General features: G+C 72.4%; 16 protein-coding genes. 6 read left to right on the top strand and 10 right to left on the bottom strand.

Annotation, left to right across the window (positions count from 1 at the left end):
• The first annotated feature begins 281 nt into the window (after positions 1 to 281).
• Together AMK10_RS08395 and AMK10_RS08390 are read left to right on the top strand one after the other, a co-directional pair.
• Positions 282 to 2,216, top strand: coding sequence for a glycosyltransferase family 2 protein (locus AMK10_RS08395; RefSeq protein ID WP_073747992.1), 1,935 nt, complete (start codon positions 282 to 284; stop codon positions 2,214 to 2,216).
• Entirely contained in the window at positions 2,213 to 4,147 is a 1,935-nt protein-coding gene (locus AMK10_RS08390) for a kelch motif-containing protein (RefSeq protein WP_073746538.1), read from the top strand. Before AMK10_RS08395 ends, AMK10_RS08390 begins: the two co-directional genes overlap by 4 nt.
• Positions 4,148 to 4,207: 60 nt before the next feature.
• On the opposite strand, the gene AMK10_RS08385 is transcribed toward AMK10_RS08390, so the two are convergent.
• From AMK10_RS08385 to AMK10_RS08360, 6 genes are all read right to left on the bottom strand, one after another.
• Positions 4,208 to 5,236 carry a glycoside hydrolase family 6 protein gene (locus AMK10_RS08385; RefSeq protein ID WP_073747991.1) on the bottom strand — a complete coding sequence of 343 codons (1,029 nt, stop codon included), beginning with the start codon at positions 5,234 to 5,236 and terminating at the stop codon, positions 4,208 to 4,210.
• A 301-nt stretch (positions 5,237 to 5,537) separates the two neighbouring features.
• Complete coding sequence (locus tag AMK10_RS08380; protein ID WP_073746536.1) at positions 5,538 to 6,212, bottom strand: class F sortase; 675 nt, start codon at positions 6,210 to 6,212, stop codon at positions 5,538 to 5,540.
• Position 6,213: 1 nt separating this feature from the next.
• Positions 6,214 to 6,771, bottom strand: coding sequence for a hypothetical protein (locus AMK10_RS08375; RefSeq protein WP_073746534.1), 558 nt, complete (start codon positions 6,769 to 6,771; stop codon positions 6,214 to 6,216).
• 66 nt (positions 6,772 to 6,837) lie between these two features.
• Entirely contained in the window at positions 6,838 to 7,632 is a 795-nt protein-coding gene (locus AMK10_RS08370; protein WP_073746532.1) for an HAD-IIA family hydrolase, read from the bottom strand.
• Between the two features lie 142 nt (positions 7,633 to 7,774).
• Complete coding sequence (locus AMK10_RS08365) at positions 7,775 to 8,656, bottom strand: hypothetical protein (RefSeq protein WP_073746530.1); 882 nt, start codon at positions 8,654 to 8,656, stop codon at positions 7,775 to 7,777.
• Between the two features lie 308 nt (positions 8,657 to 8,964).
• Entirely contained in the window at positions 8,965 to 10,101 is a 1,137-nt protein-coding gene (locus AMK10_RS08360; RefSeq protein ID WP_073746528.1) for an ROK family transcriptional regulator, read from the bottom strand.
• Positions 10,102 to 10,157: 56 nt separating this feature from the next.
• On the opposite strand from AMK10_RS08360, the gene AMK10_RS08355 reads away from it, so the two are divergent.
• Entirely contained in the window at positions 10,158 to 11,264 is a 1,107-nt protein-coding gene (locus tag AMK10_RS08355; protein WP_073746526.1) for a Gfo/Idh/MocA family oxidoreductase, read from the top strand.
• The gene (locus tag AMK10_RS08350; protein WP_073746524.1) at positions 11,261 to 11,740 is read left to right on the top strand and encodes a heme-degrading domain-containing protein; all 480 of its coding nucleotides are present in this window, start codon (positions 11,261 to 11,263) and stop codon (positions 11,738 to 11,740) included. The genes AMK10_RS08355 and AMK10_RS08350 overlap by 4 nt, the downstream gene beginning before the upstream one ends.
• 68 nt (positions 11,741 to 11,808) lie before the next feature.
• Here AMK10_RS08350 and AMK10_RS08345 read toward each other — a convergent pair whose 3' ends face one another.
• The 4 genes from AMK10_RS08345 to AMK10_RS08330 form a co-directional block, all read right to left on the bottom strand.
• Positions 11,809 to 12,669, bottom strand: a complete 861-nt coding sequence (locus AMK10_RS08345; protein ID WP_073746522.1) for a fumarylacetoacetate hydrolase family protein — start codon at positions 12,667 to 12,669, stop codon at positions 11,809 to 11,811.
• Between the two features lie 124 nt (positions 12,670 to 12,793).
• Positions 12,794 to 13,564: a YidC/Oxa1 family membrane protein insertase gene (locus AMK10_RS08340; RefSeq protein ID WP_073746520.1), complete on the bottom strand. Its 771-nt coding sequence runs from the start codon at positions 13,562 to 13,564 to the stop codon at positions 12,794 to 12,796.
• 91 nt (positions 13,565 to 13,655) lie between these two features.
• Complete coding sequence (locus tag AMK10_RS08335) at positions 13,656 to 13,988, bottom strand: DUF6412 domain-containing protein (protein ID WP_073746518.1); 333 nt, start codon at positions 13,986 to 13,988, stop codon at positions 13,656 to 13,658.
• Positions 13,989 to 14,032: 44 nt separating this feature from the next.
• A complete protein-coding gene (locus AMK10_RS08330) occupies positions 14,033 to 14,566 on the bottom strand; it encodes a winged helix-turn-helix transcriptional regulator (protein WP_073746516.1) in 534 nt (177 codons plus the stop codon).
• Positions 14,567 to 14,691: 125 nt separating this feature from the next.
• Between AMK10_RS08330 and AMK10_RS08325 the strand changes: the two genes are divergently transcribed.
• The gene (locus AMK10_RS08325) at positions 14,692 to 16,095 is read left to right on the top strand and encodes an MFS transporter (RefSeq protein WP_073746514.1); all 1,404 of its coding nucleotides are present in this window, start codon (positions 14,692 to 14,694) and stop codon (positions 16,093 to 16,095) included.
• 227 nt (positions 16,096 to 16,322) lie between these two features.
• Positions 16,323 to 17,330, top strand: coding sequence for an SEC-C domain-containing protein (locus AMK10_RS08320; RefSeq protein WP_073746512.1), 1,008 nt, complete (start codon positions 16,323 to 16,325; stop codon positions 17,328 to 17,330).
• Positions 17,331 to 17,416 lie beyond the last annotated feature (86 nt).

Raw genomic sequence — 17,416 nt, 5'->3', positions numbered from 1 at the left:
TTCGCATACCCTCCCCCGGCGCGCAAGCGCCCCCGGGGCGCCCTTTCGTCACTCCTGTGCGCCTCCTTCACGGTTCTCCCAAATCGCACGTATGGCTGGTAAACAGCCCGTTTCACCCTTGCGTTCATGCCACGAACCGGACAACCTGACCAGGTGTCGTCCGGGGCTCCACCGGCCTCCGGGCGGGGGGAAAGAGAACCGGAACGCACGCGGGGTGGGGACCCCGCCGAGAGACGCACAGGTGAAAGTCACGCAGCGTCGCTGCGTGCGGGGGGATGACCATGACGTCGACGCCGTCGGGCGACCGGCAGCACAACGACCCTTCCCGGACGGTCCAGCTGCGAATACCTCCGCAGCCGCGCGCCGGGAGACCGAAGCGGCAGACGAAGGCGCCGCCTCGCTACGACTACGAGCACCACAGCCGGCTCGCCGGGCCACTGACCCAGCCCGACCCCGGCCGTCCGTATACGGTGCGCTATCGCTCGCTCCTCTCGCAGGAGACGCACCGCGTCCGCGCCGCCCTGCTGCTCGGCGCCGCGCCGCTCGTCTCGCTGGGCCTCTTCGCGTGGCTGATGCAGCCCGAGCACTGGACCGAGCGCGACCCGAACCTCGACAACGACACCCTGCTGGTCCTCGACATCGTCATGCTGGTCTCGATCGGCCTGATCGAGCTCTTCCGCACGATGAACGTCCTGTCGAACGCGCACGCGACGCTGGTGGCCCGCGATCCGGTCCCCGTCGTACCCGAGAGCGATACGCGCGTCGCCTTCCTCACCTCCTTCGTCCCGGGCAAGGAGCCCCTGGAGATGGTGACGAAGACGCTGGAGGCCGCCGTGCGCATCCGGCACCGGGGCCTGATGCACGTCTGGCTGCTGGACGAGGGTGACGACCCCGCGGTGAAGGAGGTCTGCGCCCGCCTCGGGGTGCACCACTTCTCCCGCAAGGGCGTGGCCCGCTGGAACACGCCAAAGGGCCCGCACCGCGCCAGGACCAAGCACGGCAACTACAACGCCTGGCTCGACGCGCACGGCGACGCGTACGACTACTTCGCCTCGGTCGACACCGACCACGTCCCGCTGCCCAACTACCTGGAGCGGATGCTCGGCTACTTCCGCGACCCGGACGTCGGCTTCGTCATCGGCCCGCAGGTCTACGGCAACTACGACACCTTCGTCACGAAGGCCGCCGAGTCCCAGCAGTTCCTCTTCCACGCGCTGATCCAGCGCGCGGGCAACCGCTACGGCGCCCCGATGTTCGTCGGCACGAGCAACGCCGTGCGGATCTCCGCCCTCAAGCAGATCGGCGGCCTGTACGACTCGATCACCGAGGACATGGCCACCGGGTTCGAGATGCACCGCCACCGCAATCCGCTCACCGGCAGGAAGTGGCGCTCGGTCTACACCCCGGACGTCCTGGCGGTCGGAGAGGGCCCGAGCGCGTGGACCGACTTCTTCACCCAGCAGCTGCGCTGGTCCCGGGGGACGTACGAGACGATCCTCACGCAGTACTGGAAGGGCTGGTTCTCGCTCCCGGCGGGCAAGCTCTTCAACTACACGATGATGATCATCTTCTATCCGATGTCGGCCCTGAACTGGATCCTGGCCGCCCTCAGCTGCGCCCTCTTCCTCGGCATGGGCGCATCCGGTGTCCAGATCGACCCGGTGATCTGGATGATGCTGTACGGCAACGCGTCGGCGCTCCAGATCGGCCTCTACGTCTGGAACCGCCGCCACAACGTCTCGCCGCACGAGCCCGAGGGCTCGGGCGGCCTGGCCGGCATGGTCATGTCCGCGCTCTCCGCGCCCGTCTACGCCCGCTCGCTGATGGACGCGGTGCTGCGCCGCAAGAGCTCGTTCGTGGTGACGCCCAAGGGCGACTCGTCCAGCCCGGACACGCTCTTCGGCACCTTCCGTATCCACCTCTTCTTCGTCCTGGTCTTCGGCGGTTCGATCGCCGCCTCCCTCGTCCTCGGGCACAGCCACCCGGCGATGCTCACCTGGGCCTCGCTGGCGCTGCTGATCACCGCGGCGCCGATCGCCGGCTGGCGGTACACGGTCCGCGCCGAGCGCGGGAAGCGCCGCGCCGGACCGGCCGCGCGGCCTCCGGGACCGGTCCCGGACGAGCCCGCGCCGGTCCCGGTGCCCGTGCCGGAGGAACCGGCCCGGGCGGGGAACGAGGAGACCATGCAGACCGCTCCGGGGAGACGTGACCGATGAAGTACCGTCCGAGCCGCCGTACCCGCCGCATGGCGATCGGTACGGCGGTGATTCTGGCGCTCGCCGGGACGAACGGGCCGTGGCTGTACCGCTTCGGCACCGAGCGCTATCACGCGTACGCCATCAACCAGCAGGGCTACAAGGCGGAGAACGGCCACTGGGACTTCCTGGACGTCCCGTCCGATTTCCGGATCAACACGATCCACGCGGCGCTGCTGCACACCGGCAAGGTGCTGCTCGTCGCCGGGTCGGGCAATGACCAGAAGAACTTCGACGCGAAGAGCTTCCGTTCGGTGCTGTGGGACCCGGAGAGGAACACCTTCAAGAACATCCCGACGCCGAAGGACATGTTCTGCGCCGGGCACACCCAGCTGCCCGACGGGAAGCTGCTCATCGCCGGCGGTACCAAGCGCTACGAGAAGCTGGAGGGCGATGTCACCAAGGCGGGCGGCCTGATGATCGTCCACAACGAGGACCCGGACAAGCCGGTCACCGTGCCCGCGGGGACCCGCTTCACCGGCCGCGACAATGGCAGGACGTTCGTCTCCAAGGACCCGGTGCTCGTGGAGAAGGCCACGAAGGTCTTCGACGAGGAGACCGGGGCGTTCCTGCGCAACGAGCCCGGCCTGGGCCGGATCTACGTCGAGGCGAAGAAGTCCGGCGCGGCGTACGAGACGGGCACCGAGGACAACTACCGGATCTCGGGTCTCACCGGCTCCGACGCCCGCAACGTGTACGGGATCGCGCAGAAGCTGGCCCTCGACAAGAAGGACTTCCAGGGCATCAAGGAGGCCTACGAGTTCGACCCGGTCGCCGAGCGGTACATCAGCGTCGACCCGATGAACGAGGCGCGCTGGTATCCCACGCTCACCACCCTGGAGGACGGCAAGGTCCTCGCCCTCTCCGGCCTGGACGAGATAGGCCAGATCGTCCCGGGCAAGGACGAGATCTACGACCCGGAGACGAAGAAGTGGGACTACACCGGCATCGTCCGGAAGTTCCCGACCTATCCGGCCGTCTTCCTGATGAACGACGGCAAGCTCTTCTACTCGGGCTCCAACGCGGGTTACGGACCCGCCGACGTGGGCCGCGACCCGGGCGTCTGGGACCTGGAGTCCAACCGCTTCACCAAGGTCCCCGGGATCGGCGACCCGGACAAGCTGGAGACCTCCGCTGCCGTGCGGCTGGCTCCCGCGCAGGACGAGAAGTACATGGTGATCGGCGGGGGCGGCGTCGGCGAGTCCGAGAAGTCCAGCGAGAAGTCACGGCTGGTCGACCTGACCGGGGAGAAGCCTCGCTTCACGGACGGCGCCACGCTGGAGGAGGGCACCCGCTACCCGAGCGCGTCGCTCCTGCCCGACGACTCCGTGCTGGTCACGGGCGGCTCCAGCGACTACCGGGGGCGCGGCGGTTCGGACCTCCTCCAGGCCAGGCTGTACGACGCCGCGTCGGACACGTACACACGGGTCGCCGACCCGGCGGTGGGCCGCAACTACCACTCCGGGTCCGTGCTGCTGCCCGACGGCCGGGTCATGATCTTCGGCTCCGACCCGCTGTACGCGGACGAGGCGAACACCCGGCCCGGCACGTTCGAGCAGCGCATCGAGATCTACTCGCCGCCGTACCTCTACCGCGAGGGGCGTCCGGAGCTGACGGCCGGACCCGAGCGCGTCTCCCGGGGCGGCACAGGCCTGTTCACCACCCGGCACGCCTCGTCCATCACCTCGGCGAAGCTGATGCGCCCCGGCGCGGTCACGCATGTCACGGACACGGACCAGCGGTCGATCGAGCTGGGCCTGGAGAAGTCCGCCGACGGCATCACCGTGACGGTCCCGGAGAACCGGGCCCTGGTGCCCTCGGGCTGGTACATGCTCTTCGTCACCGACGCCGACGGCACGCCGTCGGAGGGAATGTGGGTGGAGATCCCCTGAGGGGCCCTCCCCCGGTGGTCCCCGCCCCCGAACGCCCCGGACGTTCCCGGGGCGTTCGGCCTACTTCGTGGCGCGGGCCAGCCCCAGGGCGTACTCGGGCCACCAGTCGCCCGCCTTCGGCCCGCCCTTGCAGTCGCCGTCGGACTCGCCGGGGCGCTTGACCCACAGATAGGCGTCGACCAGCTCGTCGCCCGTCTTCGTCGTCGGGGGCTCGCCGAGCGCCCTGCCCGGGGGGTTGCACCAGGTCTCCGCGGGATCGCCGCCCTCGTACGGGCCGTTGCCGTTGCGGCTGGTGTCGATCACGAACGGCTTGCCGCCCACCTTCGCCGACAGCCGCTTGCCGAAGTCCCTGCTGGCCTCGGTGGTCTCGAAGTTGGACACGTTCACCGCGAAGCCGTCCGCCGCCGCGATGCCCGCGCGCCGCAGGGGCTCGTCCAGCGCGTCGGGGGTCTGCCACCCCGCATTGCCCGCGTCGATGTAGACCGTGACAGCCGGCTGCTGCTTGAGGCGCTCGACCGCGCCCTTCAGCAGGCCGTACCGCTCCTCGTGCGACTCCTGCGGGGTGCACCCGTCCACGAGGTGCAGCAGCGCGTCGGGCTCCAGGACGACCGTGGCCGGGCGGTCGCCGATGCCCTGGGCGACGTCCTCCAGCCATGTCCGGTACGCGTCGCCGTCGGCGGCACCGCCCTTGGAGAACTGGCCGCAGTCCCGGTGCGGAATGTTGTAGAGGACGAGCAGCGCCTCCCGGTCGGCCTGTTCGGCCGCCTCCGTGAAGCCCTTCGTCGTCTCCCGGGCGTTCTCCGGGCCGATCCACTCCCCCACCGGCTGCTCGGCGATCCTCCGGATCAGCTCGGCGTTCTTCTTCTCGCCGGCCTCCGCGTACGCGGCCACCTGCCGCGCGGCGTTCCCGTCGGGATTGACCCAGTACGGACCGTCGCCCTGGGGCTGCCGGCCGACCGCGGCCGGCGCGTCCTTGCCCCCGTCGCCGGACTTTCCCCCGCCGTCGGACGAGGAGCACCCGGACAGCAGCAGAACCGCCCCCATCCCGGCCACCGCGCTCGCCCTCAGTCCGGTGCGACTGCCGTACATCCGCTCCCCCTCGTGCCGGTGCGCCACCGGCTCGTCACGATGCGCCACCGGTCGAATCCATCCTGGCACAGCGGATCGGGCCCCGGACGCTCCCGTACGGATCCGGACATCCTGCTGGAAACTCTCCGGCCACTGCCCGCGAGCGCCCTACAGTGGCCAGTCAGTCAGGCACGAACCGACCTCCCGTGCCGTGCCCCGTCCACTCCCGCGGGCGGGGCGCCGCGGTCGAGGACCGGCCCGGCCGGCGACTCCGAGGGGGAGCGGGTGCCGGCCGGGCCAGGCCGATCCGTGGCGGGGCTCGTCAGGCGCGGCTCTTGGCACCGTCCGACTCACCCGTGAGGTACGCCGAGACGACGACATTGGCCGTGTACGCGTGGGACGCGTGGTCGTACGTACCGCCGCAGGTGATCAGCCGGAGCTCCGCCCGGCCGTCCTCGCGCTGTCCGTAGGCCTTCTGCGCGTCGAAGCGGGCACGGGTGAAGACCTGGACGTCGTCGATGGTGAATTCGGCGATCTTCCCGTCGGAGCGGCTCACCCGGACCTTCTCGCCCGGCCTGGCCGCGCTGAGTCCGTAGAAGACGGCCGGCTTCGTCTCGGTGTCGACGTGGCCGACGAAGAGCGCGGCGCCCTCGGTGCCGGGCTCGGTGCCGGCGCCGTACCAGCCGACGGCTCCGGGTGTCGCGAACGGCGGGGGCTCGATCGCCCCTTCGCCGTCCAGCCCGCGCCGCACGATGTCCGCGTCGATCCCGATGGACGGGATCTCCACCCGCTGGGGCGCGGCCCCGTCGAGCGGGTCGTGGGCGGGCGGCAGCGGTACGCCCAGGGGGCGCCCGACCGCGGCGACGTCACCGGTCGTGGGGGCCGAGTTGCCGGCGGTGGCCGCGCGGCCCCACAGCCACAGTCCCAGCAGGAGGACGGCCCACGCGACACCGGTGAGCAGCCGTCCCGTTCCTGCCGGACGGTCAGGGGCGGACATGTCAGTCCAGCGCCGAGCGACGGCGCCGGACGCTGCGGAACGCGATCGCGACGGCGGCGACGGCACCGAGGCCGAGGCCGATCACCGCGTGCGGGGTCCCGGGGCCCTCGTCGGCCGAGGCCTTCTCGGCGAGCACCGCGGTGCCGCCGCCGCCGGCCCGCACGGGGGCGACGGGCGAGGGCCTGCTGTGGTGGACCACGGTGACGGTGCCGGTGGCACGGCCGTGGCCGTCCTTGCAGGTCACCCAGACCTCGTAGTCGTCGGGCGCGGCGTCCGAGCGGATCCGGGCGTCGGCGACGAGCTCCTTGCCGTCCGGCTCGAAGCGCGCCTCGGACTCGAACGCCTCGGAGTTGCCCCGGGCCGACCTGCTCTTGCCGCAGATGTCGACCCGCAGCTCGACCTCCCCGCCGGGGGAGACGCGGGACGGGCTGACCGAGACCGTCCCGGAGCTCTTCTCTTCCCTGGAGTCGCTCTTCGCTTCGGCCAGGGCGGCGGACGCGGGCAGGGATATCGCCGCGGCCGCCACTGCGGCACAGAATGTGATGGGCAGTGAACGCATCGTAAACCTCCTAGAGGAAGGTTCACGCGCGGGGAGGCATCCCGCATCCGCTGTAGCCCGCTCGGGTTACGCCTCCGGCAGGTCGATCAGCTCGACCAGGTCGGCGATCGAGTCGACGACGGTGGAGGGGCGGAAGGGGTAGCGGTCCATGTCGTCCGTGGTGGTGAGCCCGGTGAGCACCAGGAAGGTCTGCATTCCGGCCTCCAGGCCGGCCAGGACGTCGGTGTCCATCCGGTCGCCGATCATGGCGGAGGTCTCGGAGTGGGCGCCGATGGCGTTGAGCCCGGTCCGCATCATCAGCGGGTTGGGCTTGCCGGCGAAATACGGCGACTTGCCGGTGGCCTTGGTGATCAGCGCGGCGACCGAACCGGTCGCGGGCAGCGGGCCCTCGGCGGACGGGCCGGTCTCGTCGGGGTTGGTGCAGATGAAGCGGGCACCCCCGTTGATCAGCCGGATCGCCTTGGTGAGCGCCTCGAAGCTGTAGGTCCGGGTCTCCCCGAGCACCACGTAGTCCGGCTCGTGGTCGGTGAGGACATAGCCGATGTCGTGCAGCGCGGTGGTGAGTCCGGCCTCCCCGATGACGTACGCCGTGCCGCGCGGACGCTGGTCGTCCAGGAACTGGGCGGTGGCCAGGGCCGAGGTCCAGATGTTCTCCACGGGCACGTCCAGACCCATGCGCTTGAGGCGCGCGTGCAGGTCACGGGCGGTGTAGATGGAGTTGTTGGTGAGGACGAGGAACGGCAGACCGGAGTCCCGCAGCCGCTTGATGAAGGCATCGGCTCCCGGGATCGGCGTGCCCTCGTGGATGAGGACGCCGTCCATGTCGGTCAGCCAGGACTCGATCGGCTTGCGCTCTGCCATGTGACGGACTCCTGCCGTACGCACTGTGCACGCGAGGTGCTGGACGCCGGCGGCACCGCGCTGTGCAGCGCCGACGTCCCGATCTTAGGCAGCCGCTTCCGCCGTACGGAACCGTTCGATCACCGGGAACCCTCCCGGCCGGTCAGCGGTGGCCCGCGCGCAGGCGCCGGGCGTATGCCAGGGCGGCGGCCCCGGCGACCACGAACGCCCCGGCGGCGAGTCCGGTGACGAGGGTGCGGTCCCGGCCGGTGCGGGCCAGTTCCGGGACGGCGTTCCCCGTCCCGTCGCGCGTGTCCTGGGTGTCCTCGGGTGCCTCGATGCCGCCCTCGACAATGACGAAGGGGTACGCGACCGACTCCCCCACCCAGTCCCCGTCGGCGTTCCCGGCCTGCTCGGCGGTGTCCCGCGCGGTGCGACGCTGGACGATGGCCGCGTGCGCCGTGACCTTGCCCGGCCGGGTGTCGGAGGTGAACGCCATCCGGACCTCGACCGTGACGGTCTTCCTCGCGGGGACGGTGAAGCCGGGGAAGCCGTCGTCCTGCTCCCCGCTGCCGAAGACGCCGATCTGTTCGTCCCGGTCCGTGGACTCCCAGCTGACGCGGTGCTCCTCGTCGGGGTGGGCCCGCTCGGTGAACTCCAGCTGGATCTGCTCGGCCGTGAGCGTCCTGTCCTCGTCGGTGAGGACCAGGACGGGGTGGATCGCGTGGCACGCCTCGGACGTGGTGTTCGTGAGGTCGAGGTACCAGGTGCCGTAGCCACCGCCGGAGGCGTAGGTGTCCGGACCGCCGTGGATGCGGGTCTCGATGGGGAAGTCCGCGCCGTCCGGATCACCGCAGACCGGCTGGTCCGGGGCCGTGGGAGCCCCGGCGGCCTCCTCGGTGACGGAGACGGCGGGGGCCGTCACGGGGATGGCGATGGCGGCCGGTACGCCGAGGAGCCCGGCCGGGACGACGAGTCCCGCGGCCAGCCCGAGACGGGTGAGGGCGCGTCCGTCGCGCAGTCGTGCGGGGGGTCTGGTGGGCATAGGGGGTCACCCTTTGCTGCTCGCGAACGGTCGCGGCGGACGGCCGCCCGCAGTGGGCGGCGACGCTGCCACGCGCGGCCGGACGTACGGCCATGGCAAGACGTTTCTCCGTTCGCGACGCTGCCACCCGCGCGCGTGGGGCCGCCACCTCCCGGAGGCGTACTCCGCCCGTTCGGGCGCCGTAATCCGCTCGATCGGCTCTGCCCGGTGGCGCCGCGTGCCGCCCGAACGGCGGCGTCCGGCACCCATGGCCCGGGAGACGCCCCGGCCGGTGAGGCACCCTGGCCCGCCGGACCCCGTGGGTGCCCTCAGACCGCCGGGGTGCCGCCGCCGTCCTCGCCCGCGCGGCCGAAGAGCGGGGCCAGGACCAGCTGGGCGGCGCCCTCGGCGACGGGGCGGTCGCCACCGCCCGCCACGGTGACGGGGACCGCGGCCGGGGCGCCCTCCCGCCGGGCCCGCTCCTCGATGACCTCGCGGACCCCGCGCAGGTAGGCGTCCTCGTGCGCCGCGACGGTACGGCCGCCGAGGACGACCCGGTCGATGTCCAGCAGCCCCACGAGGTTGGCGGCGCCCGCGCCGAGGACCCTGGCCGCCTCGGAGATGTCGCCCCGGGCGGCGGCGCCCAGGCAGAGCGCCTCGATGCACCCGCGCCCGCCGCAGCCGCACGGCTCCCCGTCCAGCTGGAGGGTCTGGTGGCCGAACTCCCCCGCGCCGGTACGGGCCCCGCGGTGCAGGGCGCCGCCGAGGACGAGCCCCGCGCCGAGGCCGGTGCCCAGGTGGAGGTAGGCGAAGTCGGCCTCGGCGGGTTCGCGCAGCGCGAGGCCGAGGGCGGCGGCGTTGGTGTCCTTGTCCAGGACGACGGGCAGCCCGGTCCGCTCGGCGAGCGCGTCGCGCAGCGGGAAGCCGTCCCACTGCGGGAAGCCCGTGACGCGGTGCAGGACGCCGGCGCGGTGGTCCAGGGGGCCGGGCAGCGCGGCGCCCACGCCGAAGACGTGGCGGTCCTCGGTACGGGGGGCGGTGGCCCGTACCGTCTGCACCGCGTGGGCCGCTGTCGCGAGGACATCGGCGGCCGGGGCTCCGAGATCGAGCGGGAAGGCGCGGGTCGCGACCGTGGTTCCGGCGAGGTCGGCGAGGACGGCGGTGAGCTCGTCGCGGTCCAGGTGGAGCCCGACGGCGTATCCGGCATCGGGGACCAGCCGCAGGACGGTGCGGGGCTTGCCGCCGGTGGAGGCGAGGCGGCCGGCCTCGGCGGCGAGGCCCTCCGCGCGGAGTCTCCCGGTGATCTTGCTGACGGCCTGCGGGGTGAGGCCGGTGCGCTCGGCGAGCTCCAGCCGGCTGATGCCCTGCTCACCGGCCACGCGCAGCAGGTCGAGGACGAGCGACGCGTTGTGGTGGCGCAGGGACGGCAGGTTCGCCCCGCCGCTCCTGCTGCTGCTCCTGTTCACGGCACCATTGTCTCCATCGCTTGCACTTTGGCAACAGCGTTGCTTAAGTGGTTTGCATGACTGCCAACGCTCCTCTCCGCGTCGGGCTCGTCGGCTACGGCCTCGCGGGCTCCGTCTTCCACGCCCCGCTGATCTCCTCGACCGAGGGCCTCGTGCTCGACACGGTCGTCACGTCGAACGAGGAGCGGCAGGCGCAGGCCCGCGCCGAGTTCCCCGGCGTCCGCTGTGTGGCGTCGTCCGACGAGCTGTGGCCGCGCGCGGACGAGCTGGACCTGATCGTGATCGCCTCGCCGAACAAGACCCATGTGCGGCTCGCGAAGGCCGCCCTGGAGGCGGGGCTGCCGGTCGTCGTGGACAAGCCGCTCGCCGGCACGGCCGCCGAGGCCAGGGATCTCGCCGCGCTGGCCGCGGAGCGCGGACTGCTGCTCTCGGTCTTCCAGAACCGCCGCTGGGACAACGACTTCCTCACCCTGGCCGGTCTGATCGAGGACGGTGAGCTCGGTGAGGTGCAGCGCTTCGAGTCCCGCTTCGAGCGGTGGCGTCCGCAGCTGAAGGGCGGCTGGCGCGAGTCGGGCGACCCGGACGAGATCGGCGGGCTGCTGTTCGACCTGGGCAGCCACATCGTCGACCAGGCGCTCACGCTGTTCGGCCCCGCGGTCCAGGTCTACGCGGAGTCCGACGTACGCCGTCCGGGCGCTGCCGCCGACGACGACACGTTCATCGCGATCACGCACGCGAACGGCGTCCGTTCCCACCTCCATGCCAGCGCCACCACCGCGCAGCTCGGCCCGCGCTTCCGGGTGCTCGGCTCCAAGGCGGGCTATGTGAAGTACGGCCTGGACCCGCAGGAGGCCGCCCTGCGCGAGGGTGCCCGTCCGGTGGCCGGGGTGCCGTGGGGCGAGGAGCCGGAGGAGCTGTGGGGCCGGATCGGTTCCGGCGAGTCGCCGCTGACCGGCGGCGGCGACCCCGTGCGCACCCTGCCCGGCGACTATCCGGCGTACTACGCGGCTGTGGCGTCGGCCCTGCGCGGCGAGGGCCGGAACCCGGTGACGGCTCTGCAGGCCGCCGCCGCGCTGGACGTCCTGGAGGCTGCCCGGCGCTCGGCCCGCGAGGGCGTGTCGGTCACCCTCCTTCCCCACCACGACGAGGAGAAGCACGCATGAGCCCCAGCGCTCCGACCATCTCCGAGCTGATCGCGCAGGAGCGGCGGCTGACGCTGCCGCACTTCGGTTACGACGACGCGTACGCGCTGGGCGGGCTGCTGGTCACCCTGGCCCGGGAGCGGCACGCCCCGGTCGCGATCGACATCCGGCGCGGCAGCCAGCAGCTGTTCCATGCCGCGCTGCCGGGTTCGAGCGCGGACAACGACGCCTGGATCGACCGCAAGCGGCGGGTGGTGGAGCGCTACGGCGAGAGCTCCTACCTGGTCGGTACGCGGTTCCGGGCGAAGGGCACCACGTTCGAGGAGTCCTCGCGGCTGGACCTGGACACCTACGCGGCGCACGGGGGCTCGTTCCCGATCGCCGTGGAGGGCGCCGGGGTGATCGGCTCCGTCACGGTCTCGGGCCTGCCGCAGGCCGAGGACCACGCACTGGTCGTGGAGGCCCTGGAGCAGTTCACGACGCGTACCGGGGCGTGACGCCGGAGCGGCTGCCGGGAGCTCCCGGCAGCCGCTCCGCGCCCGCCTTCACGCGTCTTTGAACTCCTTCACGCGTCCTTGAACTCCTGGCGCTGGCGCCCCAGCCCCTCGACCTCCAGCTCCACGACGTCCCCGGCGCGGAGGTACGGCTTGGGCTCGGGCCGGCCCATGGCCACGCCCGCCGGGGTGCCGGTGTTGATGACGTCGCCCGGGTAGAGCGTCATGAAGTGGCTCAGATAGCGCACGACCTCGCCCACCGGGAAGATCTGCTGCGCGGTCGTGCCGTCCTGCTTCAGCTCGCCGTTGACCCAGAGCCTCAGCGGCAGGGCCTGCGGGTCGGGCACCTCGTCCGCGGTGACGAGCCAGGGACCGAGCGGGTTGAAGGTCTCGCAGTTCTTGCCCTTGTCCCAGGTGCCGCCGCGCTCGATCTGGAACTCCCGCTCGGAGACGTCGTGCGCCGTCGCGTATCCCGCGACATGCCCGAGCGCCTCCTCGGCGGAGTCCAGATAGCGGGCGGTGCGGCCGATCACGACGGCGAGCTCGACCTCCCAGTCCGTCTTCCGGCTGCCGCGCGGGACGAGCACCGTGTCCTCGGGCCCCACGACGGTGTCGGCGGCCTTGAAGAACAGGATCGGCTCCTGAGGGATCGCGGCCCCGGTCTCCTCGGCGTGGTCGTGGTAGTTCAGCCCGATGCACACGATCTTGCCGATCCGGCCGAGAGGCGGTCCGATCCGCAGGCCCTCCGCGTCGAGCGGGGGCAGAACGTCGGGCGTCTGGGCGGCCTCCCGCACCCGGGCCAGCGCCGAGGCGTCGGCGAGGAGTTCGCCGTCGATGTCGGCGACGAGGCCCGAGAGGTCCCGCAAGGTCCCGTTACGGTCCAGCAGCGCGGGGCGTTCCGCGCCCGCCGTACCCACTCGAAGAAGCTTCAACGGTCCATCTCCCCTTGGTCTCGATCGAGCCCGTCGGTGGGTTGCGGCCAGCGAAAGGCTTGGCTGATCCTCCAAGACATCCGATCACTCCGCAAGACCCTGTTCACGCACTGGACCGGTGCCGCTACGCGGCGGGGGCGAGGGCGGCGTCGGTCGCCGGGGTGTCCCGGTAGAGGTACGCGCGCTCGACGGCGGTCCAGGTGGTGCTGGTGACGATGTACAGCGCCGCCGCGAGCGGCACGAAGGCCACGGAGAAGAGGGTCAGGAAGGACATCAGCGGCATGACCTTCGTCATCGCCCCCATGCCGGGCACGGGCTGTCCGTCGGGGCCGGTGGCCGGGGTCATCGGGTTCGCGGCCATCTGCCGCTTGGTGCGGCCGTAGTTGAAGGTGGCGACGGCGACGACGATCGCGAACAGCGCGAGATAGACGAGCCCCTGCTCCCCGAAGGGTCCGCCGTCGGCCAGCGCGTTGTGCCAGCGTTCGCCGAGAGGTGCGGCGAAGAGCTCGTGACCGAGCAGGGAGTTGGGTTCGCCGCCGATCCTCTGGCTGGAGAAGAGGTGGTACAGCAGGAAGAAGGCGGGCATCTGGAGCAGGCTCGGCAGGCAGCCGGAGAGCGGGGAGACCTTCTCCTTCGCGTGGAGCTCCATGAGCGCCTTCTGCATCCGGTCGGGGTTCTTGGCGTGCTTCTTGCGGAGCTCGGCGATCTGCGGCTGGAGCTTGGTGCGGGCCTTCTGCCCGCGCGCCGCCGCCCGTGACAGCGGGTGGACCGCGAGCCGCACGAGTGCCGTGAACAGGACGATCGCGGCGGCGGTGGAGGCGTGCTGGAAGAGGGGCTCGAGCAGGTCGGCGAGGGCGCCGACCAGGCTCGCGAAAGCGGACATGAAAGCGGACATGGGTGAGCCCTCCGGGGGTCTCGTCGTGCCGGGGAGTCGGGAAAGAACTCGGCAGGACGACCCGCGTGGAGAGTCGGGGAAAGCGTGCCCTCTACGCGGCCGTCAGGAGGGCGGAGCCGGGCGCTCGGGGCCTGGTGCGGCCCCTGGCGTCGGGGTCCCGTTGCGGGAGGAACGCGGTGCGCTTCTCGCGGTCGCGCATGGCGGTGCGCACTCTCGTACGAGGTACGGGGCAGGCGCAGCGGGCGCTGATGACGGAGCAGACGAGGAGCGCCGAGCCGGCGGCCGCGGTGGCGGCGAGCGCGACGGCGGCGGAGAGGCTGCCGCCCTCGGCGAGCAGGACCTCGGTGAGGAACAGGACCAGGAAGGCGGCGGGGCGGAACAGGCGGCCGACCGCCCGGCGCACGCGGTTGGGTGCGTCGCTCATCGGTCCTCCCCCTTCACGTTTCGCCCGATTGTGTCCTTCAGCCGTTATACACGATCGGCGTCCAGCGGCTGAAGGAGTCGCCGGGGGACGAGCAGCGCCCGGCTGACGGGGTCCTCGGGATCGGGGTCGAGTCCGGGGCCCGGCCGCATCTCCACGTCCTCCAGCGGTACGCCCACGTTGCCGCAGGCCGTGCACTGGCCGTACGCCCCGAGCTCGGCGCCGCACGCGGCGTGGAAGAAGAAGCGCAGGGGGGCCGAGCCCTCGATGTGCTCGCGGCCCCAGAGTCCGAGGGAGCGCACGGTGGGCCAGAGGGCCTTGCCGCTGTCGGTGAGGACGTACTCGTCACGCGGGGGCGACTCCTGGTAGCGCTGCCTGGCCAGGACCCCGGCGTCGGTGAGCGCCTGGAGGCGGGAGGCCAGGACGGCGCGCGGGATGCCGAGGTGGACGAGGAAGTCGTTGTACCGGCGTACGCCGTAGAGGGCGTCCCGCACGACGAGCAGGGTCCAGCGCTCGCCGACCACTTCGAGCGCGCGGGCGATGGAGCACTGCTGTGCCGCGTAGTCCTTGCCGAGAGCCATGGACCCCACCCTACTCCTACGGTTCAGTGAAAGAACCTACCCGTGGTAGCGTGAGCGACCCTAGGTTCATTCACCGAACCTTGCATGGGCCCCGGCTGCCGCCGGGCCCCTCCCGGAGGGACGTCATGACCCAGCAGCCCCTGCAGACCGGACCGGCACCCGTGCGACGGCGGCTCGCCCGCCCCCGCCCCGACCACCGGCCCGGCGCGACCCTCGCCGTGACGAGCGCGGCCACCACCGTCGCGCTGATGAACTACACCGCGCCCATGCCGGCGCTGCCCGCCCTGTCCGCCGCCTTCGGCACCCCGCCCGCCGCCCAGGCCTGGCTGCTCAACGGGCTGCCGCTGGGGCTCGCGGCCATGCTGCTCGTCGCGGGCAGCCTCGCCGACGACTACGGACGCCGCAGGCTCTTCCTCCTCGGCACCCTCGGCCTCGGGGTCACCGCCGGGCTCGCCGCCCTCGCCACGGGGACGCTCGGTTTCACCCTGGCCCGCGCGGGCCAGGGGGCCGCCAGTGCCGCGATCCTGGCCACCAGCCTCGGCCTGCTGGTGGACGCGTACCCGGTGGGTCACGCGCGGATCAGGGCGATGGGGGTGTGGGGGGCCTTCGTGAGCGCGGGGATAGCGCTCGGCCCGCTCCTGTCGAGCTCGCTCGGAACCCTCGACTGGCGCCTGACCTATCTCGCCCTGGCCCTCGGCGCGCTCGTCTCGGCCGCATTCGCCCTGCGCACGCTCAGGGAGTCCCGCGCACCCCGCCCCGGGCGCCCCGACCTGGCGGGCGCCGCCCTGCTCGGACTGGCGATGACCGCGCTGCTGACGGCCCTGACGATCGGCCGGGACGGCTGGCTGCGCGCCCCGGTCGGACTGCTGCTGCTCGCGGCGCTCGCCCTGACCGCCGTGTTCGCGGCGGTGGAGCGCCGGGCGGCTGCCCCGCTGATCGCCCTGCCGCTGCTGCGCAGCCGCGCCTTCCTGACGGCGTCGGCGGGCGGCCTGTTCACCGGGCTCTCGGTGATCGGCCTGTTCAGCTACCTGCCGACCCTGTTCCAGCAGTCCCTCTCGCTCTCGGCACCCGAATCCGCCTGGCTCTTCCTGCTCTGGTCCGGCACCGCGGTCGTGTCGGCGCTCCAGTCGAGGCGGCTGGCCGGCCGGGTGGCCGCCCGGCACCAGCTGGCGGCCGGCCTCGCGCTGCACGCGGTGGCGCTGCTGCCGATGCTCGGGACCCTGACAGGCACCGGGGGCGCTGGAGCGTCGGTGTGGGCGCGGCTCGTCCCCGCCCTCGTCGTGGCGGGCGCGGGCAGCGGCCTGCTCAACGCGGCACTGCCGCGTCTCGCGGTGGAGTCCGTGCCCCCGGAGCGTGCGGCCATGGGATCGGGGGCCAACAACACGGCGCGTTACCTCGGCTCCTCGGCGGGTGTCGCCCTGATCATCGCGGTGGCGACGACCCCGGCGGGCGCGGACGGGGCGATCCTGCTGTCCGTCGGGCTGGCCGTGGCCGCCGCGGTGGGCGCCCTCGTCCTGCGGGACCGCTGAGGACACGGGTGCCGCGGTGAGAACCCCCGGCCACGAAAGCCCCCCACCGCGAAGGCCGCCCGCCGGGGCAGCTCTCCTCGGGGGGGACGAGCCGGGCTCCCGCAAGGAGAGGGAGCGGCCGTCCCGGCGGGGCGTGAAGGCCTCCCGCCGGCCGCGCCCGGCAGGTACCCCAGGACTCCGGCCCGCGCCCTCTCGCCTCGCCACCGTCCCGCAGTACCGTGTGGTCCATGCGCCCCGACACGCCTGCCGACCACATCACCGAAGCCGAGCGCCTGCTGCGCACCGCGGCGCAGTACCCCGAGGACCACGAACCGCTGTTCCTCCAGGCCGCGGCCCATCTGGAGCTCGCCGGTGAGCGCCCCCGCGCCACCACCCTCTACGACGAACTGCTCGGCTCCGCCGAAAGCACCCTCGACAATCCGCATCTGGTCAAGGCGCTCAAGGCGTCCAACCTGTGGGAGTACGGCCATGAGGCCGAGGCCCGCGCGATCATCGACGGCATCCGCATCGCGGGCCCGCTCGAAGCCGCTCCCTGGGAGATCGCCGCGGAGACCCTCGAAGCGCACGACGAGCTGGAGTCCGCCCATGACTTCTTCTCGACCGCGCTGACGCTGCTGCTCTCCCCCGGCGAGGAAGTCCCCTACGCCACCGAGTCGTTGCTGATCGGCCGACACCGGGTGCGCAGGCTGATGGGCGTCGCCCACGACGCGTGGGACGAGCTGGCCGACACCCTGCACACGGCCGCCGTGCCCCTGGACGAACTGCACGACCCGAAGCGCCTGTGGTCGCTGGGCTCCTCGGACCCGGGCGAGCTCCAGGCCGAGATCACCCGGCTCCGCGCCGAACTGGGCACCTACCGCACGGCGCTGTCCCGCCCCTTCCCCGTCGCGGTGCTGCACTGGCCCGAGGACGAGCTGCGCGAACTCCTCGTCGCCTATCCGGAGTTGCGTCAGGAGTACCTCTCGCACGAGGACCATCTGGCGCGCCTGGAGGCCGCGTTGCGGGATCTGCATGCCACGGGCACGCCGAATCTCGGCATCGTGACGGGCACGGTCCCCTCGTACGAGGCGTTCGCCGCGTCCGAGGCCGCCTCCCCGTCCGACCCTGACCTCCTCCCCCAGTACGCCACGACCCTGGCGGCCCGGGGGCGGGCCGTCCCGTGGCCTCCGGCGCGCAGCGCGGCGTGCTGGTGCGGCTCGGAACGCTCGTACAGGGAGTGCCACGGCGCCGCCTGAGACGGCGGGGCGGTGCACCGGCCGGCGGGCCCGTCCCGCAGGCCGGGCCGGCGCACCGGGCCGTGAGCACGGCACGTTCACGGCCG

The organism is Streptomyces sp. CB02058, from assembly GCF_001905505.1.
Classification (GTDB): Bacteria; Actinomycetota; Actinomycetes; order Streptomycetales; family Streptomycetaceae; genus Streptomyces.
Note: the sequence above shows the minus strand (reverse complement) of the source record. Positions and strands in the feature narration are given on the sequence as shown.